The 16,250-nt window shown below is 67.0% G+C and carries 15 protein-coding genes; 13 read left to right on the top strand and 2 right to left on the bottom strand.

The features are described 5' to 3' along the window. The first annotated feature begins 1 nt into the window (after nucleotide 1). From HDG34_RS37485 to HDG34_RS37425, 13 genes are all read left to right on the top strand, one after another. A complete protein-coding gene (locus HDG34_RS37485; protein ID WP_013090186.1) occupies nucleotides 2-253 on the top strand; it encodes an acyl carrier protein in 252 nt (83 codons plus the stop codon). After that, nucleotides 253-921: a hypothetical protein gene (locus HDG34_RS37480; protein ID WP_184068741.1), complete on the top strand. Its 669-nt coding sequence runs from the start codon at nucleotides 253-255 to the stop codon at nucleotides 919-921. The genes HDG34_RS37485 and HDG34_RS37480 overlap by 1 nt, the downstream gene beginning before the upstream one ends. After that, nucleotides 921-2,630: an AMP-binding protein gene (locus HDG34_RS37475; RefSeq protein WP_184068738.1), complete on the top strand. Its 1,710-nt coding sequence runs from the start codon at nucleotides 921-923 to the stop codon at nucleotides 2,628-2,630. The genes HDG34_RS37480 and HDG34_RS37475 overlap by 1 nt, the downstream gene beginning before the upstream one ends. Beyond that, entirely contained in the window at nucleotides 2,630-4,354 is a 1,725-nt protein-coding gene (locus HDG34_RS37470; protein ID WP_184068735.1) for a glycosyltransferase, read from the top strand. The genes HDG34_RS37475 and HDG34_RS37470 overlap by 1 nt, the downstream gene beginning before the upstream one ends. A 90-nt stretch (nucleotides 4,355-4,444) precedes the next feature. Then, a complete protein-coding gene (locus tag HDG34_RS37465; RefSeq protein ID WP_184068732.1) occupies nucleotides 4,445-4,885 on the top strand; it encodes a thioesterase family protein in 441 nt (146 codons plus the stop codon). Further along, nucleotides 4,873-5,592, top strand: a complete 720-nt coding sequence (locus tag HDG34_RS37460) for an outer membrane lipoprotein carrier protein LolA (protein ID WP_184068729.1) — start codon at nucleotides 4,873-4,875, stop codon at nucleotides 5,590-5,592. The genes HDG34_RS37465 and HDG34_RS37460 overlap by 13 nt, the downstream gene beginning before the upstream one ends. Next, nucleotides 5,592-8,051: an MMPL family transporter gene (locus HDG34_RS37455; RefSeq protein ID WP_184068726.1), complete on the top strand. Its 2,460-nt coding sequence runs from the start codon at nucleotides 5,592-5,594 to the stop codon at nucleotides 8,049-8,051. Before HDG34_RS37460 ends, HDG34_RS37455 begins: the two co-directional genes overlap by 1 nt. Further along, a complete protein-coding gene (locus HDG34_RS37450) occupies nucleotides 8,048-9,232 on the top strand; it encodes a beta-ketoacyl-[acyl-carrier-protein] synthase family protein (RefSeq protein ID WP_184068723.1) in 1,185 nt (394 codons plus the stop codon). The genes HDG34_RS37455 and HDG34_RS37450 overlap by 4 nt, the downstream gene beginning before the upstream one ends. A gap of 5 nt (nucleotides 9,233-9,237) precedes the next feature. Continuing rightward, nucleotides 9,238-9,726 (top strand): hotdog family protein, encoded by a 489-nt coding sequence (locus tag HDG34_RS37445; protein WP_184068721.1) that lies wholly within the window; start codon nucleotides 9,238-9,240, stop codon nucleotides 9,724-9,726. Next, nucleotides 9,723-10,448 (top strand): 3-ketoacyl-ACP reductase FabG2, encoded by a 726-nt coding sequence (locus HDG34_RS37440; RefSeq protein WP_184068719.1) that lies wholly within the window; start codon nucleotides 9,723-9,725, stop codon nucleotides 10,446-10,448. Before HDG34_RS37445 ends, HDG34_RS37440 begins: the two co-directional genes overlap by 4 nt. Beyond that, nucleotides 10,448-11,674, top strand: a complete 1,227-nt coding sequence (locus tag HDG34_RS37435) for a beta-ketoacyl-ACP synthase (protein WP_184068716.1) — start codon at nucleotides 10,448-10,450, stop codon at nucleotides 11,672-11,674. The genes HDG34_RS37440 and HDG34_RS37435 overlap by 1 nt, the downstream gene beginning before the upstream one ends. Continuing rightward, entirely contained in the window at nucleotides 11,671-12,951 is a 1,281-nt protein-coding gene (locus HDG34_RS37430; protein WP_184068713.1) for a beta-ketoacyl synthase, read from the top strand. Before HDG34_RS37435 ends, HDG34_RS37430 begins: the two co-directional genes overlap by 4 nt. Beyond that, the gene (locus HDG34_RS37425) at nucleotides 12,948-14,192 is read left to right on the top strand and encodes an NAD(P)/FAD-dependent oxidoreductase (protein ID WP_184068710.1); all 1,245 of its coding nucleotides are present in this window, start codon (nucleotides 12,948-12,950) and stop codon (nucleotides 14,190-14,192) included. Before HDG34_RS37430 ends, HDG34_RS37425 begins: the two co-directional genes overlap by 4 nt. 515 nt (nucleotides 14,193-14,707) lie before the next feature. Here the strand turns inward: HDG34_RS37425 and HDG34_RS37420 are convergent. After that, the gene (locus tag HDG34_RS37420) at nucleotides 14,708-15,583 is read right to left on the bottom strand and encodes a lipid A biosynthesis lauroyl acyltransferase (RefSeq protein WP_184068707.1); all 876 of its coding nucleotides are present in this window, start codon (nucleotides 15,581-15,583) and stop codon (nucleotides 14,708-14,710) included. A gap of 362 nt (nucleotides 15,584-15,945) precedes the next feature. Next, the coding region (locus HDG34_RS38745) for a hypothetical protein (RefSeq protein WP_221309387.1) at nucleotides 15,946-16,250 on the bottom strand (305 nt) is incomplete at its 5' end.

Raw genomic sequence — 16,250 nt, 5'->3', positions numbered from 1 at the left:
CGTGACCGAGACTGAGATTCTTGAGCGCATCCGCGCGATCTTTCAGGAAAACTTCGCGATCGAGCCGCAGCGTGTGACGCCCGACGCTCACCTGTTCGAAGACCTCGATCTCGACAGCATCGACGCGGTCGATCTCGCGATCAAGCTGCAGGAGATGACCGGCCGCCGCATCAAGCCGGAGAACTTCAAATCCGTGCGCACGGTCGGCGACGTGATCGGCGCGGTCGAATCGCTGCTCGCGGCGCAAGGCTGATGCCGGTCGCGCACCCGCGCACGCAGATGTCGCAGCCACGTCCCGCCGCAAGCGAATCCGGCGCGCGGCCTCACTGGAGCAGGACCGTCCTGCAGGTGCTGCTGAAACTCGCTTACCCCGCGCTGATCTTGTGCGCATGGCGCTGGGACGCGCCGCGTCTCGTCGGCGGCATGCTGCTGGTGACTTTATGGCTGCAGCGCTGGGCCGGTGGCGGTCCGGTTGCGATGTCGGTGCGGCAGCTTTCCACGCTCGACTGGAGCGTGGTGGCGATGCTGAGCTGCGCATCGGCGACGATCGTCGTCACCGATAGCGAGCTGCTGCTGCGCTTCTATCCGTCGCTCGTCAATCTCGGTTTGCTGATCGCGTTCGGCGCGACGCTCGTGCGCGGGCCGTCGATGATCGAAAAATTCGCGCGCCTCGGCAGTCCCGATCTGCCGCCGGGTGCGGTGCGCTATACGCGGCGCGTGACCCAGGTCTGGTGCGTTTTCTTCGTGCTGAACGGCGCGTTTTCCGTCTACACCGCGCTCTATTGGAGCCGCGCGGCCTGGTCGCTGTACAACGGCGCGATCGCCTATGCACTGATCGGCGCGCTGCTGGCGGGCGAATACGTATGGCGACGTCTGTTCGTGCTGCCGCGCGCCGCGCGAGCGGATTCGGAGGCCGCCTGATGCTCGCGCTGCATGATCTGTTGTCGGCCGATGCCGCGCTTGCGACGTCCGCCGCACCGGTGTGCCGCGATGGCGCCGTGCTGCTCGATCGCGCGGCGTTTCGCGCGCGCGTCGAGGGCTTGATCGAGCTCGTGCGAACGCCCGACGCGCGGCGCTGCGCGCTCTGCATCGACGATCCGTTCGAGTTCGCCTGCGCATTGTTCGCGCTGTTCGCGTGCGGCAAGGAGCCGGTGATTCCGGCCAATGCAACGCCGGGCTATCTCGCCGATCTCGCGCACGCCTACGACTTCCTGCTGACGGATGCGGATCTGCCGCCGTTCGTCGCAGCGACGCATCGCACGGCTCACACCGCCCACCCGATCGACGCCCATGCGCCGATGACGCTCTACACATCCGGCAGCAGCGGCACGCCGAAGCCGATCCGCAAGACGCTCGCGCAATTCAACGCCGAAGTCCACACGCTCGAGCGGCAATGGGGCGCATTGCTCGGCGACGCGACGATGCTCGCGAGCGTGCCGCATCACCACATCTACGGTTTGCTGTTTCGCGTGTTGTGGCCGCTCGCGGCCGGCCGCGCCTTCGATCGCGCGATCGGCGGCGAGCCGCTGCAACTGCAGGCGCGCATCGCGCAATGCGGCGCGACGGCGGTGGTGTCGACGCCCGCGCAGCTGTCGCGTTGGCCCGCGTTGCCGGGCTTCGCCGCGCTTACGCCCGCGCCGCGCGCGTTCTTTTCGTCGGGTGGCCCGCTCGCGGCCGACGCCGCGCAGGCCTATGCGGCGAGCTACGGCGCGGCGCCGCTCGAAATCTACGGCAGCACGGAAACCGGCGGGATCGCGTGGCGGCGTCAGGATCAGGGCGACGCGTGGCAGCCGGTCGCCGGCGCCGAGGTGCGCCGCGACGACGACGGCGCGCTGTGCGTGCGCTCGCCGCATCTCGACCACGACGGCTGGCATCGCACCGGCGATCGCATCGCGTTCGATGCCGACGGGCGCTTCCGCTTGCAAGGGCGCCTCGACCGCGTGCTGAAGCTCGGCGGCAAGCGCGTCTCGCTGCCGGAACTCGAGGCGCGCCTCGCGCTGCATCCGTATGTCGTGCAGGCGGCGCTGGTGCCGCTCATAGGCGCGTCGCGCGAACGCGTCGGCGCGGTGGTCGCGCTGACCGAAGCGGGCGGCGCTGCGTTGTGCGCCGAAGGCCGCGTCGCGCTGGCGAAAACGCTGCGCCGGCATCTGGCCGATTACTTCGATGCGGTCGTGCTGCCGCGTCATTGGCGTTTTCGCGTGAGCCTGCCATTCGACGCGCGCGGCAAGCTGCCCGCGAGCGCGGTTGCGGCCGCGTTCGCGCCGCTCGCCGAGGGCATGGAAGTGCTCGCCGAAACGCGCGTCGGCGACATGCGCGTCGGCGACACGCTGCACTACGTGCTGCGCGTGCCGCAGTCACTCCAGCATTTCGCCGGCCACTTTCCGGGTCTGCCGATTCTGCCGGGCGTCGTGCAGGTCGACTGGGCAGCGCGGCTCGCAGCCGGGCATTGGCCGCGCGTGCGAGAGATGGCATCGGTCGACCGCCTGAAGTTCATGGCGCCGGTGTCGCCCGGTGCGGTGCTCGAGCTCACGCTCGCCTATGATGCCGCGCGCCGGCGCGTGCAGTTCGCGTACCGGCTCGACGGACGCGAATGCGCGTCGGGCTTGCTCGTGCATCGGGAGGACGCGTGATGACGTTCGCGCCCTGCATCGTCATTCCGATCTACAACCACAAGGACGCGATCGGAGCGAGCGTCGCGCATCTCGCGGTGCACGGCCTGCCGATCTTCGTCGTCGACGACGGCAGCGACGCGCCGACCCAGCGGGTACTCGCCGCGCTCGCCCTGCAATACGCGCAGCAGATGACGCTGCTGCGTCTGCCCGCAAACGGCGGCAAGGGCGCGGCAGTAATGTCGGGCCTGCGCGCGGCGCGCGCCGCGGGCTACACGCACGCGCTGCAGATCGACGCCGACGGCCAGCACGATGCGACCGACGTGCCGCGCTTCATCGATGCCGCGCGCGCCGAACCCGGCGCGGTGATTCTCGGCCGTCCGGTCTACGACGACAGCGTGCCGAAGGCACGTCTGTACGGCCGTTATCTGACCCACGTGTGGGTGTGGATCGAGACGCTGTCGCTGACGATTCGCGATTCGATGTGCGGCTTTCGTCTGTATCCGCTCGCGCTCGCGTGCGAGCTGATCGACAGCGTGCGACTACCCACGCGCATGGACTTCGACATCGAGATCCTCGTGCGTCTCTACTGGCGCCGCGCCGCGTTCCGCTCGATCCCGACGCGCGTGACCTACGCGGCCGACGGCGTGTCGCATTTCGACGTGCTGTGGGACAACGTCCGAATCAGCCGCAGCCATACGCGGCTCGTGTTCGGGATGCTGTGGCGTCTGCCGATGCTGCTCGCGCACAAGCTGATGCCGCGCCGCGGCGCGCTGGCCGACGCCGCCGATGAACCCCGGCCCGAAGCATGGTGGCGCATCGCCGAACGCGGCAGCCGCCTCGGCATGAGCCTGCTCGCGCTGAGCTGCAAGCTGTTCGGCCGCCGCTTCACCGCGCTGTGGCTGCATCCGGTCGTCGCGTATTTTCTGCTGACGGGCCGCGCGGCGCGCGCCGCGTCGGACAACTACTTCGCGCATCTGAGCGCGGTCGCGCCGTCGGCGGATACGCCGCGCCCGGGCTGGCTGTCCGCGTATCGCCATATGCTCGCGTTCGCGCAATCGGGCTTCGACAAGCTCGCCGCATGGACCGGCCGCGTCGACGACACCGACGTCACGTTCGACGATCCTGCGGCGTTCGAAGCACTGATCGCGAGCGGCAAGGGCGCGCTCGTGATCGGCGCGCACCTCGGCAATCTGGAGATGATGCGCGCGCTCGCCATCCGCGGCGAACACGCGAAGGTCACGGCGGTCGTCTACACCGGGCACGCGCGCCGCTTCAATGAGGTGCTGGCGTCGTCGAATCGCGACTTCGCGCGGCATCTGCTCGAAGTCGGCGACTTCGGTCCCGAGACGGCGGTGCTGATGCAGCAGCGCATCGATGCGGGCGAGCTGCTGGTGATCGTCGGCGATCGGGTGCCGGCGCGCGAGGCGGGACGCACCACCGACGCGCAATTTCTCGGCGCGAGCGCGCCGTTCGCGCAAGGACCCTACGTGCTCGCGCATGCGCTCGGCTGTCCGGTCTACCTGTTCTTCTGCCTGAAGGAACACGACGGTTACCGCATGTATTTCGAGCCGTTCGCCGAGCGCATCGAGCTGCCGCGCCGCGAACGCGCGCAGCATCTGGCAGCGTGGGCGCAACGCTACGCGCTGCGCCTCGAACACTATTGCCGCAAGGCCCCTTACCAATGGTTCAATTTCTTCGATTTCTGGGCCAGCCCCGAGCGAGGCGCAAATGGCCGACCATGATCTGAACGATGTACGGCACCTACGCGCTGTTACGAGTGCCGCGGCGCATGTGGATGCCGGTGCCGCTGCCGATCGCCAAGGAGTCAACGCATGAGCGAGCCCGCGAAAACGCAGCACGTGCTCGCCGCGAGCGCGACCGTCGAAGTGCCGTTTCACGACGTCGACGCGATGAACGTGTGCTGGCACGGCAATTATCTGAAGTACTTCGAGTTGGGCCGCGCGGCCCTGTTGCGCGCGTTCGACTACGACTATCGCGAGATGCGATCGTCCGGCTATCTGTGGCCGATCGTCGAGGCGCATCTGAAGTACGTGCGGGCCGCCGTGTACGGACAGAAGATCGAGGTGCGCGCGCAACTGCTCGAATACGAAAACCGCCTGAAAATAGGCTATGAAATCGTCGATTGCGCATCGGGCGCGCGGCTCACGAAGGGCTATACGATCCAGGTCGCCGTCGATGCCGCCACCGAGGAATTGCAGTTCGTGTCGCCGCCGGTCGTATTCGAAAAGCTGGAGCGCGTATGGGGACGGTGAACCGGTGCGCGCTGGGAGCGCTCGTGTTGCGGCTGGCGGGGGCGATCGTCGCAATCGGGGCGCTTGCCTTGGCAGCGGCGTCGGCCGATGCGGCCACCGCCAGCAATACGGCTCCAGCCGCCAACGCCGCCAACGCCGCCAGCAACGCCAACGCCGCGCTCGTCTCGCAGATCGCCGCGCATCTCGCGCAGCCCAAGGGCGTGCGCGCGCAATTCACGCAGACGCAGACGCTTGCCGCGATGAAGCAGCCGCTCGTCAGCAACGGCACCTTGCTGTTCTTCCGCGAGCGCGGCGTGATCTGGCGGATCGACACGCCGTACAAGGCCACCTACGTGATCACCGACGCAGGCGTCGCGCAGCTCGACGCCAGCGGCCACCGCGTGAGCACGCAAAGCGCGCAGGGCAGCCGCGGCGTCGCGCAAGTGTCGAAGATGATGCGCGCGATGCTCGGCGGCGATCTGTCGGCGCTGTACTCGCAGTTCGACGTGAGCGCCGAAGGCAGCGCCGCGCAATGGCGCATGCGACTCACGCCGAATCAACCGCAGCTCGCGCAATCGATCAAGGGTCTCGACATGAGCGGCGGCGATTATCTGCAAAACCTGCGCATCACGCTCGCGAACGGCGATGTGACGAAGCTCGAGTTCGCGAACAGCACGGCCGTTGCCGAGCCGACGCCGGACGAGCGCAGCCTGTTCGGAGCGCCGTGATGGACATGCCGCAGCAGCGGACCGCGAAACATGCGTGGGGCGTGCGCGCCGCATGGCTCGTGCTCGCGCTGCTGGCGGCGCTGTATTGCGGCTGGCGCTTCGCCGGAGCGTCGCCGCTCGAAACCAATCTGCTCGCGCTGCTGCCCGCGACCGAAGCGGACCCGGTCGCCGAGAAAGCGGTCGACACGCTCGCGAGCGCGCTCGGCGATCGCACCGTGCTGCTCGTCACGAGCCGCGACGATGCGCACGCGAAAGCGGCCGCGAAGCGGCTGGGCGCGTCGTTGCAAAAGAGCGGCGCATTCGCATCGGTGACGGCCGAACTGCCGCCGTTCGACCTGTCGCAGATCTCGGCGCTGTATCTGCCTTACGGCTTCGGCCTGCTCGCGCCGGCCGATCGCACCGCGCTCGCGACCGCGCGCGCGACGACGCTGCACGACATGCTCGCGCAGCGCATCTACAGCCCGCTGCAAGGCGGCCTCAGTACGCAACTCGCCGACGATCCGTTCGGCTGGCTCGAACGCTGGCTCGGCAATCTGCCGCTCGCGACGTCGAATCTCGAAGTCGAGGACAACCTGCTGGTGTCGCATCGTCACGACGCGCATGGCGACATGACCAGCGTGCTGGTCATCGCGACGCTGCCGGGCTCCGCCTACGAAACGAAGACGCAGCGCGCGGTACACGCCGCGCTCGCCGATGCGGAAAGCGCGTTGCGTCAGACGTTCCCCGACGTATCGGTTGCACGCACGGGCGCCGTGTTCTACGCCGAGGCCGCGCGCAGCGCTTCCGAACGCGAGGTGCACGTGATCGGCATCGCGTCGCTCGCCGGCATCGCGCTGCTGATGATGTGGGTGTTCCGCTCGCCGCGTCTGTTGCTGCTCGGCTTCGTATCGACCGCGCTCGGCATCGTCTGCGCGCTCGCGGCGACGCTGCTGGTCTTCGGCAAGCTGCATCTGTTGACGCTCGTGTTCGGCGCGAGCCTGATCGGCGAGGCCGTCGATTACTCGATCCAGTATTTCGTCGTCTATCTCGGCGCGGGCCGCGACTGGGATGCGCGGCTCGGCGCGCGGAGGGTACGGCCCGCGCTGGGCGTTGCGCTGGCGACGAGCCTGCTCGGCTACGCGATCCTGATGTGGGTGCCGTTCCCCGCGTTGAAGCAGATCGCGTGCTTCGCGATGGTGGGCATTACGACCGCGTTCGCGTCGGTGCTGTGGCTGATGCCCGCGCTGCTCACGCGCGCGCCGAAGCACAGCCCTCGGCGCCTGTTCGCGGGCGCGGCGCGGCTGCTCGCGCGCTGGCAGCATGCGCTCGGCGGCAAGCGCGCTTGGCTGGTCGCTGCGCTGCTGCTGATCGCGTCGGTGCCCGGCTGGCTGCGTCTGAGCAGCGACGACGACATCCATCTGCTGATCCAGCGCGATGCGTCGCTGGCCGCGCAGGAAGACACGGTGCGCGAGGCGGTCGGCGTCGATAACAGCGCGCAGTTTTTCGTCGTGCGCGGCGCGACCCAGGAAGCGGTGCTGCAACGCGCCGAAGCGCTCGGTGCGAAGCTCGATGCGCTGAACGGCAGCGCCGATAGCGTCGGCGGCTACCAGTCGGTCGCGCAGTTCGTGCCGTCCGCGCAACGTCAGCGCGAGGATCGCGCGCTGCTCGCGCAGCATGTGTTCGGCGACTTTGCCGCGTTGCGTGCGACGCTGCTGCAAGCAGGCTTCAAGGACGAAGTCGCCGATGCGTGGCTCGCCGGCTTCGCCAAGCCGCCCGCGCCGCTGACCGTCGAGCGCTGGCTCGCGGCGCCGTGGTCGCAGCCGTATCGGCATCTGTGGCTCGACGCGGTGGGATCGAACGACAAGAATCGGGCTCATCAACCTGGCTACGCGGCCGTCGTGATCCCGCAAGGCGTGACGCCGCGCAACGAGCCCGCGCTGATCGCGCTCGCGCGCGGCCTGCCCGGCGTCGTGTTCGTCGATAAGGCCGCGAGCGTGTCGAGGCTGTTCGGCGCGTATCGCGTGGATAGCGGCTGGTGGCTCGGCGGCGCGCTCGTGCTCGTGTGCGTGCTGCTGATGCTGCGCTATGGGGCGCGCGGGGGTATCGCCACGACCTTGCCCGTGCTGTTCGCGGTCGGCGTCGCGCTGGCGGTGTTCGGCTACGCGGGCGTGCCGCTCAATCTGTTCAACTGGCTCGCGCTGATGCTGGTGCTTGGCGTCGGCGCAAACTATGCGGTGTTCCTGCGCGAAGGCTGCGCGCGCGCAGAGGCCGATCTCGGCGCGGTGTGGACCGGCGTGCTGCTGTCGGCGGCGACCACGTTGTTGTCGTTCGGCATGCTCGGCGTGAGCGCGATGCCCGCGCTCAAAAGCTTCGGCACCACGCTCGCGCTCGGCATCGCGGTGGCGGTGCTGCTCGCGCCTCTCGGCATGCCATCGGCAGCGCGCTCGGGCAAGTCATCGGAACCACGGAGGGCGGCATGAAAGCGCCAACAGTTTATTTGCACGCGCTAGGCATGATCAACGCGCTCGGCGGCGACGTCGACGAGATCGCGCCGGCGCTCGCCGCCGCGCGCTCGCCCGGCATGGGCAATGTGCATACCGGCATCGGCGACGCGTTCGTCGGCAGCGTGCTCGCGCCGCTCGATCTCGCGCCGCGCGCCGACCTTGCGCGCTACGACTGCCGCAACAACCGGCTGCTGCTCGCGGCGCTCGCGCAGATCGCGCCGGCGCTCGAAGCCGCGCGCGAGCGCTACGGCCCGCAGCGCATCGGCGTCGTGCTCGGCACCAGCACGTCGGGCATCGAGGCGGCCGAAACCGCGTTCGTCTATCACGCACGAGCCGGCGCGTTGCCGGCCAACTTCAACTATCGGCAAATGGAAATCGGCACCGCCGCGCCGTTCGCTGCCGCCGCGCTCGGCGTGCACGGGCCGGCGTTTACGATTTCGACCGCGTGTACGTCGAGCGCGAAGGCGTTCGCGTCGGCGCGTCGGCTGCTGCAATTGCAGCTATGCGATGCGGTTGTCGTCGGTGGTGTCGATTCGCTATGCGAATTGACGGTGCAGGGCTTTGCGTCGCTCGAATCGACCAGCAGCGCGCGCACCAATCCGATGAGCCGCAATCGCCGCGGCATCAACGTCGGCGAGGGCGCGGCCGTGTTCCTGATGAGCCGCGACGAAGCGGCGGTGCGGCTCGCGGGCCTCGGCGAATCGAGCGACGCGCATCATATTTCGGCGCCGGACCCGCAGGGCGTCGGGGGCGAACTCGCGCTTCGCGAAGCGCTCGCGGACGTGGGCATCGCGGCCTCGGCGGTCGGCTATGTGAATCTGCACGCGACCGCCACGCAGAAGAACGACGAAATGGAAGCGCATCTGATGGCGCGCGTGTTCCCCGGCGGCGTCGCCGCGAGCGGCACCAAGCCGTTGACCGGCCACCTGCTCGGCGCGGCCGGCGCGACCGAACTCGGCTTCGCGTGGCTCACGCTCGCGCGCGAGAACGCGACGCTGCCGTCGCATCTATGGGACGGCGAGGCCGATCCCGCGCTGCCCGCGCTCGATCTCGTCGCGGGCGCGCGCCATCTGCCGCGCGGCACGGGCACGCAGTACGCGATGAGCAATTCGTTCGCGTTCGGCGGCAGCAATGTCAGCCTGATTCTCGCCCGGTAAAGCGCATGACGACTCCGCCACTCACTGTCGAGCAACTCGTGCGTCAGCCGATCGAAGCGATCATCCCGCATCGCGGCAGCATGCTGCTGCTCGATGCGATCGACACGTTCGCCGACACCACGCTGAGCGCCATCGCCAACGTCGACCCGCACGCATGGTATGCCGACGCCGCCGGCGCGATGCCCGCGTGGATCGGCATCGAGCTGATGGCGCAGGCGATCGCCGCGCACATCGCGCTCGTCGCGATGCGCGGCGGCGGCCATGCGCGTCCCGGCGTGCTGCTCGGCTCGCGCAGCTATCAGGCGTTGCAGCCGGTGTTCCAAAGCGGCGCGCGTTTGCGCGTTCACGTGAGCGAGCTGCTGCGCAGCGACGCAGGCCACAGTGCCTACGAATGCACGATCGACGACGGCGACGCGCGCTGTGCCGAAGCGGTGATCAAGGTGTTTCAACCGCCCGATTTTCAGTCATTCATCGAAGGGAGTATGAGCTCATGAGCCGGCGAGTTCTCGTTACCGGCGCAAGCCGCGGCATCGGCCGCGCGATTGCGTACAAGTTGGCCGCCGACGGTTTCGCCGTGACCGTGCATTGCCGCACCGGACGCAGCGAAGCCGACGCGGTCGCGACGGGCATCGCCGCGCAGGGCGGCACGGCGCGCGTGCTGCAATTCGACGTGCGCGAGCGCGCCGCGTGCCGCGAGGCGCTCGAAGCCGACGTCGCCGCGCACGGTCCTTACTACGGCATCGTGTGCAGCGCGGGTGTCACGCGCGACGCGGCGTTTCCGGCGCTCACCGGAGAAGACTGGGACGTCGTGATCGAAACCGGCCTCGATGCCTTCTACAACGTCGTGCATCCGCTGACGATGCCGATGGTGCGCGCGCGCCAGGGCGGCCGCATCGTCACGATCGCGTCGGTGTCGGGCGTGATGGGCAATCGCGGCCAGGTCAATTACAGCGCCGCGAAAGCGGGACTGATCGGCGCGACCAAGGCGCTCGCGGTCGAACTCGCGTCGCGCAACATCACCGTCAATTGCGTCGCGCCGGGGTTGATCGAAACCGGCATGCTCGAACAGGTGACGCTCGATCACGCGCTGAAGACCGTGCCGATGAACCGCGTCGGCCAGCCGGCCGAGGTCGCGTCGGTGGTCAGCTTTCTGATGTCGGATGGCGCGTCGTATGTGACGCGCCAGGTGATCGGCGTGAACGGCGGGATGGTCTGATGAAGCGCGTCGTCATCACCGGCATGGGCGGCGTGACCGCGTTCGGCGATAGCTGGGACGCGGTTCAAGCGCGCCTGAAGCGCGGCGAGAACGCGGTGCGGCGCATGTCCGAGTGGGATTACTTCGAGTCGCTGCATACGCGGCTCGCGTGTCCGCTGCCCGGGTTCACGATCCCCGCGCATTACCCGCGCAAGAGAGTGCGTTCGATGGGCCCGGTGTCGCTGTACTCGGTGCGCGCGAGCGAACTCGCGCTCGCCGACGCGGGCCTCGCCGACGACACGAGCATCGCGGATGGCCGCATGGGCGTCGCGTACGGTTCGTCGTCGGGCTCGGTGCAGCCGATCCGCGCGTTCGGCACGATGCTCGAAACCGGTTTGATGAGCGACGTCACGTCGAACAGCTACGTGCAGATGATGCCGCACACGACGGCCGTCAACGTGAGCCTGTTCTGGGACCTCAAAGGCCGCATCATCCCGACCTCGTGCGCGTGCGCGTCGGGCAGCCAGGCGATCGGCTATGCGTACGAGGCGATCCAGTCCGGCAAACAGACGCTGATGCTCGCGGGCGGCGCGGAAGAGCTGTCGGGTCCCGCGGTCGCCGTGTTCGACACGCTGTACGCGACCAGCACGCGCAACGACGAGCCGCATCTGACGCCGCGTCCGTTCGATGCCGCGCGCGACGGCCTCGTGGTCGGCGAGGGCGCGGCGACGCTCGTCCTCGAAGAATACGAGCATGCGCTGGCGCGCGGCGCGCGGATTCACGCGGAAGTGGTCGGCTTCGGCTGCAACTCGGACGGCGCGCACATGACGCAACCCACCGCCGACACGATGGCGCTCGCGATGCAACTCGCGCTGCGCGACGCGCAATTGCCGCCCGAAGCGATTGCCTACGTGAACGCGCACGGTACGTCGACCGATCGCGGCGACATCGCCGAAAGCCAGGCGACCGCGCAGACCTTCGGCGCGCGCATGCCGATCAGCTCGCTGAAAAGCTATGTGGGCCATACGCTCGGCGCGTGCGGCGCGATCGAGGCGTGGTGGACGATCGAGATGATGAAGGGCAACTGGTACGTGCCCACCCTGAATCTCGACTACGTCGATCCGGCTTGCGCGCCGCTGGATTACATCGTCGGCGGCCCGCGCGCGATCGACGCCGAGTACGTGATGAGCAACAACTTCGCGTTCGGCGGCATCAACACGTCGCTGATATTCCGGCGCGTTCGATGAGCACAGGCCTGCAACGCGTGGTCGTGACCGGCATGGGCATCGTGTCGTGTCTCGGCAATACGCTCGACCAGGTCTGCGCGGCGTTGCGCGCGGGGCACTCGCGAATCGAGCGTATCGATGCATGGCGCGAGCGCGGGCTTGCATCGCAAGTCGCGGGCGTGGCGTCGGTCGCGCACGAGGCGCCGTTCGAGCGCAAGCTCGAACGCTTCATGGGCGACACCGCGCGCTTCGCGTGCCACGCGGCGCGATGCGCGATCGACGATGCAAGGCTCGACCTCGCTTCATTGCAGTCGCCGCGCGCGGGTGCCGTGATCGGCTCGGGCGTCGGCACGATGGCGAGCTACGACGCGGCGCTCGCGATCGCGCACACGCGCGGCGTCGACAAGGTGCCGCCGTTCACGGTGCCGCATGCGATGAGCAGCACCGCGTCGGCGAACGTCGCGCAGATGTTCGGGCTCGAAGGCGTCAGCTATTCGCCGTCATCGGCATGCACGACGTCGGCGCTCGCGATCGGGCAGGCGATGCAGCTGATCCAGAACGGCCGCCAGCAGATCGTGCTCGCGGGCGGCAGCGAAGCGCTGCACGACAACACGACGCTGATGTTCGACGCGATGGGCGCGCTGTCGCGCCGCTTCAACGACACGCCCCACAGTGCATCGCGGCCGTACGACACGCAGCGCGACGGTTTCGTGATCGCGTCGGGCGGCGGCGTGCTCGTGCTCGAAGCGCTCGACCATGCGCTCGCGCGCGGCGCGCGCATCTACGCGGAGCTGAGCGGCTTCGGCGATTGCACCGATCGCGCGGGCATGGTCGCGCCGCGTGCGGCCGGCATCGCGCGCGCGATGCGTGGCGCGCTCGAGCAGGCGGGCCGGCGTCCCGACTACGTGAACACGCATGCGCCGTCCACACCGCTCGGCGATCTCGAAGAGCTGCACGCGTTGCGCGACGTGTTCGGTGCATCGGCGCAAGGGTTGCCCGCGTTTTCGTCGACCAAGGGCATGACCGGGCATTCGCTCGGCGCGTGCGGCGCGCACGAAGCGATCTATACGCTGTTGATGATGCGCGACGGCTTCATCGCGGCGACCGCGCTGGTCGATACGCCGGAGCCGCAAGTGCGGGACATGCCGCTCGTGCGCGTGACGCGCGACGCGCGCATCGACTCGGCGATGTCCGTTTCTTTCGGGTTCGGCGGGAGTTGCGCGAGCCTGATGTTCGAAGCGTGGCGAGGCTCGCATACGGCGCGGCAACGCACGCAAACCGTTGGAGGGGTGATTTGAACAGCGATTCTTCAAAGCGGACCGTGGTCGACGTCGCGATCATCGGCGCGGGTCCCGCCGGCGCGGTGGCCGCCGCGCTGCTGCGTAAGGCGGGCCGCTCGGTGCTGGTGCTGGAGCGTCAGCACTTTCCGCGCTTCTCGATCGGCGAGAGCCTGTTGCCGCAAAGCATGGCGTACCTCGAGGAGGCCGGCATGCTGCAGGCCGTCGTCGAGGCGGGCTTCCAGTACAAGAACGGCGCGCACTTCGTATATCGCGACCAGAGCTCGTCGTTCGATTTTCGTGACAAGCATTCGCCGGGCTGGGGCACCACGTACCAGGTCGAGCGCGCGCTGTTCGACGACGTGCTGATTCGCTGCGCGGCCGCGCAGGGTGCCGAGGTGCGGTTCGGCCACACCGTGAGCGCGGTGCGCACGGGCGCGGCACCGGTGCTCGACGTCGTCGATGAAAGTGCCGGCGCGTATCGGGTCGAAGCGCGTTTCGTGCTCGATGCGAGCGGCTTCGGGCGCGTGCTGCCGCGCCTGCTGAAGCTGGAGGCGCCGACGCGCATGCCGACCCGCGCCGCATTGTTCACGCACGTGCGCGACGGGCTCGCGCTCGACGACATCGATCGCAACAAGATCTGCATCGCGACGCATCCCGAGCGTCGCGACGTGTGGCTCTGGATGATTCCGCTCGCGGGCGGCCGTTGTTCGGTGGGATGTGTCGCCGAGGCGAGTTTTCTCGACGTGCCCGAAACGCAGCGCGAGGCGACGCTGCGCGCGCTGATCCGGCAGGAGCCGACGCTGAACCGGCTGATCGGGCAGGCGCCGTTCCTGATGCCGGTACGGCAGATCGGCGGCTACGCAGCGAATGTCGCGAGTCTGCATGGGCCGGGCTATGCGCTGCTCGGCAATGCGGGCGAGTTTCTCGATCCGGTGTTTTCCTCGGGCGTGACGATCGCGCTGCGCTCCGCGCATCTGGCGGCGCGCGCGCTGAACCGGCAGCTCGACGGCGCGCCGGTCGACTGGTCAGCCGATTACGACGTGCCGTTGCGCAAGGGCATCGATACGTTCCGCGCATTCGTCGAGCGCTGGTACACGGGCGAGCTGCAGGACATCATCTACTACCCGGAACAGGTGACGCCGATCCGCCGCATGATCTGCGCGGTGCTCGCCGGTTACGCGTGGGACGAGTCGAATCCGTATGTCGCGGATCCGGTGCGGCGCCTCAACGCGTTGCACGAGGTGTGCAAGGCGGGCTGAGGCGGGGCGCCGCTTTGGGCGTGTCCCAGGGGATCGAGGGCAGTTGAGGTTTTGGGCTGTCGCCCACATACGGACAACCCCGAGCACGGTATCTATCTGGATGCTAGCCAATCTAGGCAGCAACTTCAAATAGATCGTCGACACGCCTATGTCCTTGTCCGTATTTGAAATGCACTCCGTGGAGCTGCGCTGTCAAAGGCCCCTTGGTGCCTGTTATGTCATCTGCGATGAGCGGCACTACAAGGCGTGCCTCGGAAGGGCCGCAGACCTTCAGAAGGCCAAGGCGGAGACCCAGGAATTTCTCATGAAACTTAAACCGTATCTTTGCAGGGGCACGTAAGCATGTCTTTGCACCTGAGAACCTCCTCGTAGGTGCTTTGGCGTAGCGCTGCATCCCGCAAAAACCGCCATTCCATTGGCGAGCAGGAAAAGGCCTGGCTATGCAAACTTTGAAAACACACAACACGTTGATGCCGGCAAGCGCTGCCTGCAGGCTCAATGACTAAGCGAACCGGTCAATATACCGATGCCATATCCGGCGGTCGGTGCTTGAAACGTCGGTGCACCCAGTAATACTGCTCGGGAAATTTGACGACCTGTTCCTCAAGGAACGCATTCATGCGGCGCGCGTCGTCCACATCACTCTCCGATGGGAAGTCCGCGAGCGGCTCGAAAATCGTCAACTTATACCCTTGATAATTCGGGAGTACCTCAGTCACGAAGGGAACAACCCGCGCACGACCCAGTCTCGCGAGCCGCGAAACGGCTGTGAGCGTGCAGGCGGGAACGCCGAAGAATGGGACAAAAACAGAGTTGTGAACGCCCTGGTCCATATCCGCCGCGAGCATGACTGGTTTGCCGGAACGCAACAATCCCACTATCTTTCTGGCACTTGTCGCGCGCTCGATCATCTCTGCTCCGAATCTGCCGCGTTGCCGCTTGGCCAGGTCGCATAGGGCTGTGCTTGACATACGCGTATACAGTGAGGCGACGGGGAAGTGTGTCGAGTAGAGCATGCAGCCGACCTCAATGGCCACAAAGTGAAAACCCATGAAGATGGTGGGCGGGGCTGCATCGTCATCGAGATCAATTTTGCTTTCAATCTGGACGAGATCCCGGATCGACTGCGCACTGCCAAACCACTGGATGCCTCGCTCGAGATAGCTGCGAACAACGTGGCGGAAGTGAGCTCTTGCGAGCTTCTGATGTTCGCGGCTAGTCTTCTCGGGAAAGCAAAGACACAAGTTCACCAGGACGATATGCTTGCGGCGGCTCGGAAGCGCATACAACGCAGTGCCGACAACCATCCCGAGCCTTGCGACGAATTTGTAAGGAAGTACGGAAAACGTGCGTAGCAACGCCACGATGAGCGCAAGACCGAGGCGTTTCAAAGACTGTCCCCTATGGGTGGTGAAGTTTGGAAAGCGAAGTCAAACGCCAAGCAGGCGACCTTTCTGCTCATCACTGCTTCATGGGAATGTTTTCGCTCTCGATGTCAGCCGTGCACTATACAGTCCAAGCGCGATCACCGGGTTACCGGTGACGACTCGCGAACTTACCGGGCGTAACAGGCGGCTTAGGTGCGACTTACCCCAACGATTCTGGTCGTGAGTAATCGTCGCTTGCATCGACGACGCTGTTCCACGACTCAAAGGGGATCCTGCTGGCGGCGGTTATGCGAACGGCACTTCCACGCAGAAGGGGGACCTCCGTTCTGCAAAACAGTGCGCGGCGGCTTCGGACCGGTCTATGCCTACCGCATCAGGCTCAGGTCGGCCATAATGAGACATTCGACAGTGCCGCGAAGATCGTCAGCAATTAGGTCTTGTCGACTATCCAAGACGAGAATGAATGGGGTTGTGTTGGCGCTGCTTTCGATGGCGATCGTCTCGTGGGGGATATGCGGTGCGCATCCCACCAGTGATTGATATCCATTTCGGGTGGATTGGAACCCTGCTCGTATCACCTTAGTCTCTAGTTCCAAGTGCAACACCTTGAATGAGGTAGGGTGTTGCGATGAAGAAGAACTACAAGCATTTGAGTGCGGAAGAACGCGCG

The sequence above is a fragment of the Paraburkholderia sp. HC6.4b genome, from assembly GCF_014200875.1.
In the GTDB taxonomy this organism is placed as follows: domain Bacteria; phylum Pseudomonadota; class Gammaproteobacteria; order Burkholderiales; family Burkholderiaceae; genus Paraburkholderia; species Paraburkholderia tuberum.
The sequence above is the reverse complement of the archived record's forward strand: the minus strand, read 5'-3'. Positions and strand labels throughout refer to the sequence as shown.

Bases quoted from the DNA above. Each gene is read 5' to 3' on its own strand.
- HDG34_RS37480 (WP_184068741.1), top strand. From the start codon at position 253: ATGCCGGTCGCGCACCCGCGCACGCAGATGTCGCAGCCACGTCCCGCC.
- HDG34_RS37475 (WP_184068738.1), top strand. From the start codon at position 921: ATGCTCGCGCTGCATGATCTGTTGTCGGCCGATGCCGCGCTTGCGACG.
- HDG34_RS37470 (WP_184068735.1), top strand. From the start codon at position 2,630: ATGACGTTCGCGCCCTGCATCGTCATTCCGATCTACAACCACAAGGAC.
- HDG34_RS37465 (WP_184068732.1), top strand. From the start codon at position 4,445: ATGAGCGAGCCCGCGAAAACGCAGCACGTGCTCGCCGCGAGCGCGACC.
- HDG34_RS37460 (WP_184068729.1), top strand. From the start codon at position 4,873: ATGGGGACGGTGAACCGGTGCGCGCTGGGAGCGCTCGTGTTGCGGCTG.
- HDG34_RS37455 (WP_184068726.1), top strand. From the start codon at position 5,592: ATGGACATGCCGCAGCAGCGGACCGCGAAACATGCGTGGGGCGTGCGC.
- HDG34_RS37450 (WP_184068723.1), top strand. From the start codon at position 8,048: ATGAAAGCGCCAACAGTTTATTTGCACGCGCTAGGCATGATCAACGCG.
- HDG34_RS37445 (WP_184068721.1), top strand. From the start codon at position 9,238: ATGACGACTCCGCCACTCACTGTCGAGCAACTCGTGCGTCAGCCGATC.
- HDG34_RS37440 (WP_184068719.1), top strand. From the start codon at position 9,723: ATGAGCCGGCGAGTTCTCGTTACCGGCGCAAGCCGCGGCATCGGCCGC.
- HDG34_RS37435 (WP_184068716.1), top strand. From the start codon at position 10,448: ATGAAGCGCGTCGTCATCACCGGCATGGGCGGCGTGACCGCGTTCGGC.
- HDG34_RS37430 (WP_184068713.1), top strand. From the start codon at position 11,671: ATGAGCACAGGCCTGCAACGCGTGGTCGTGACCGGCATGGGCATCGTG.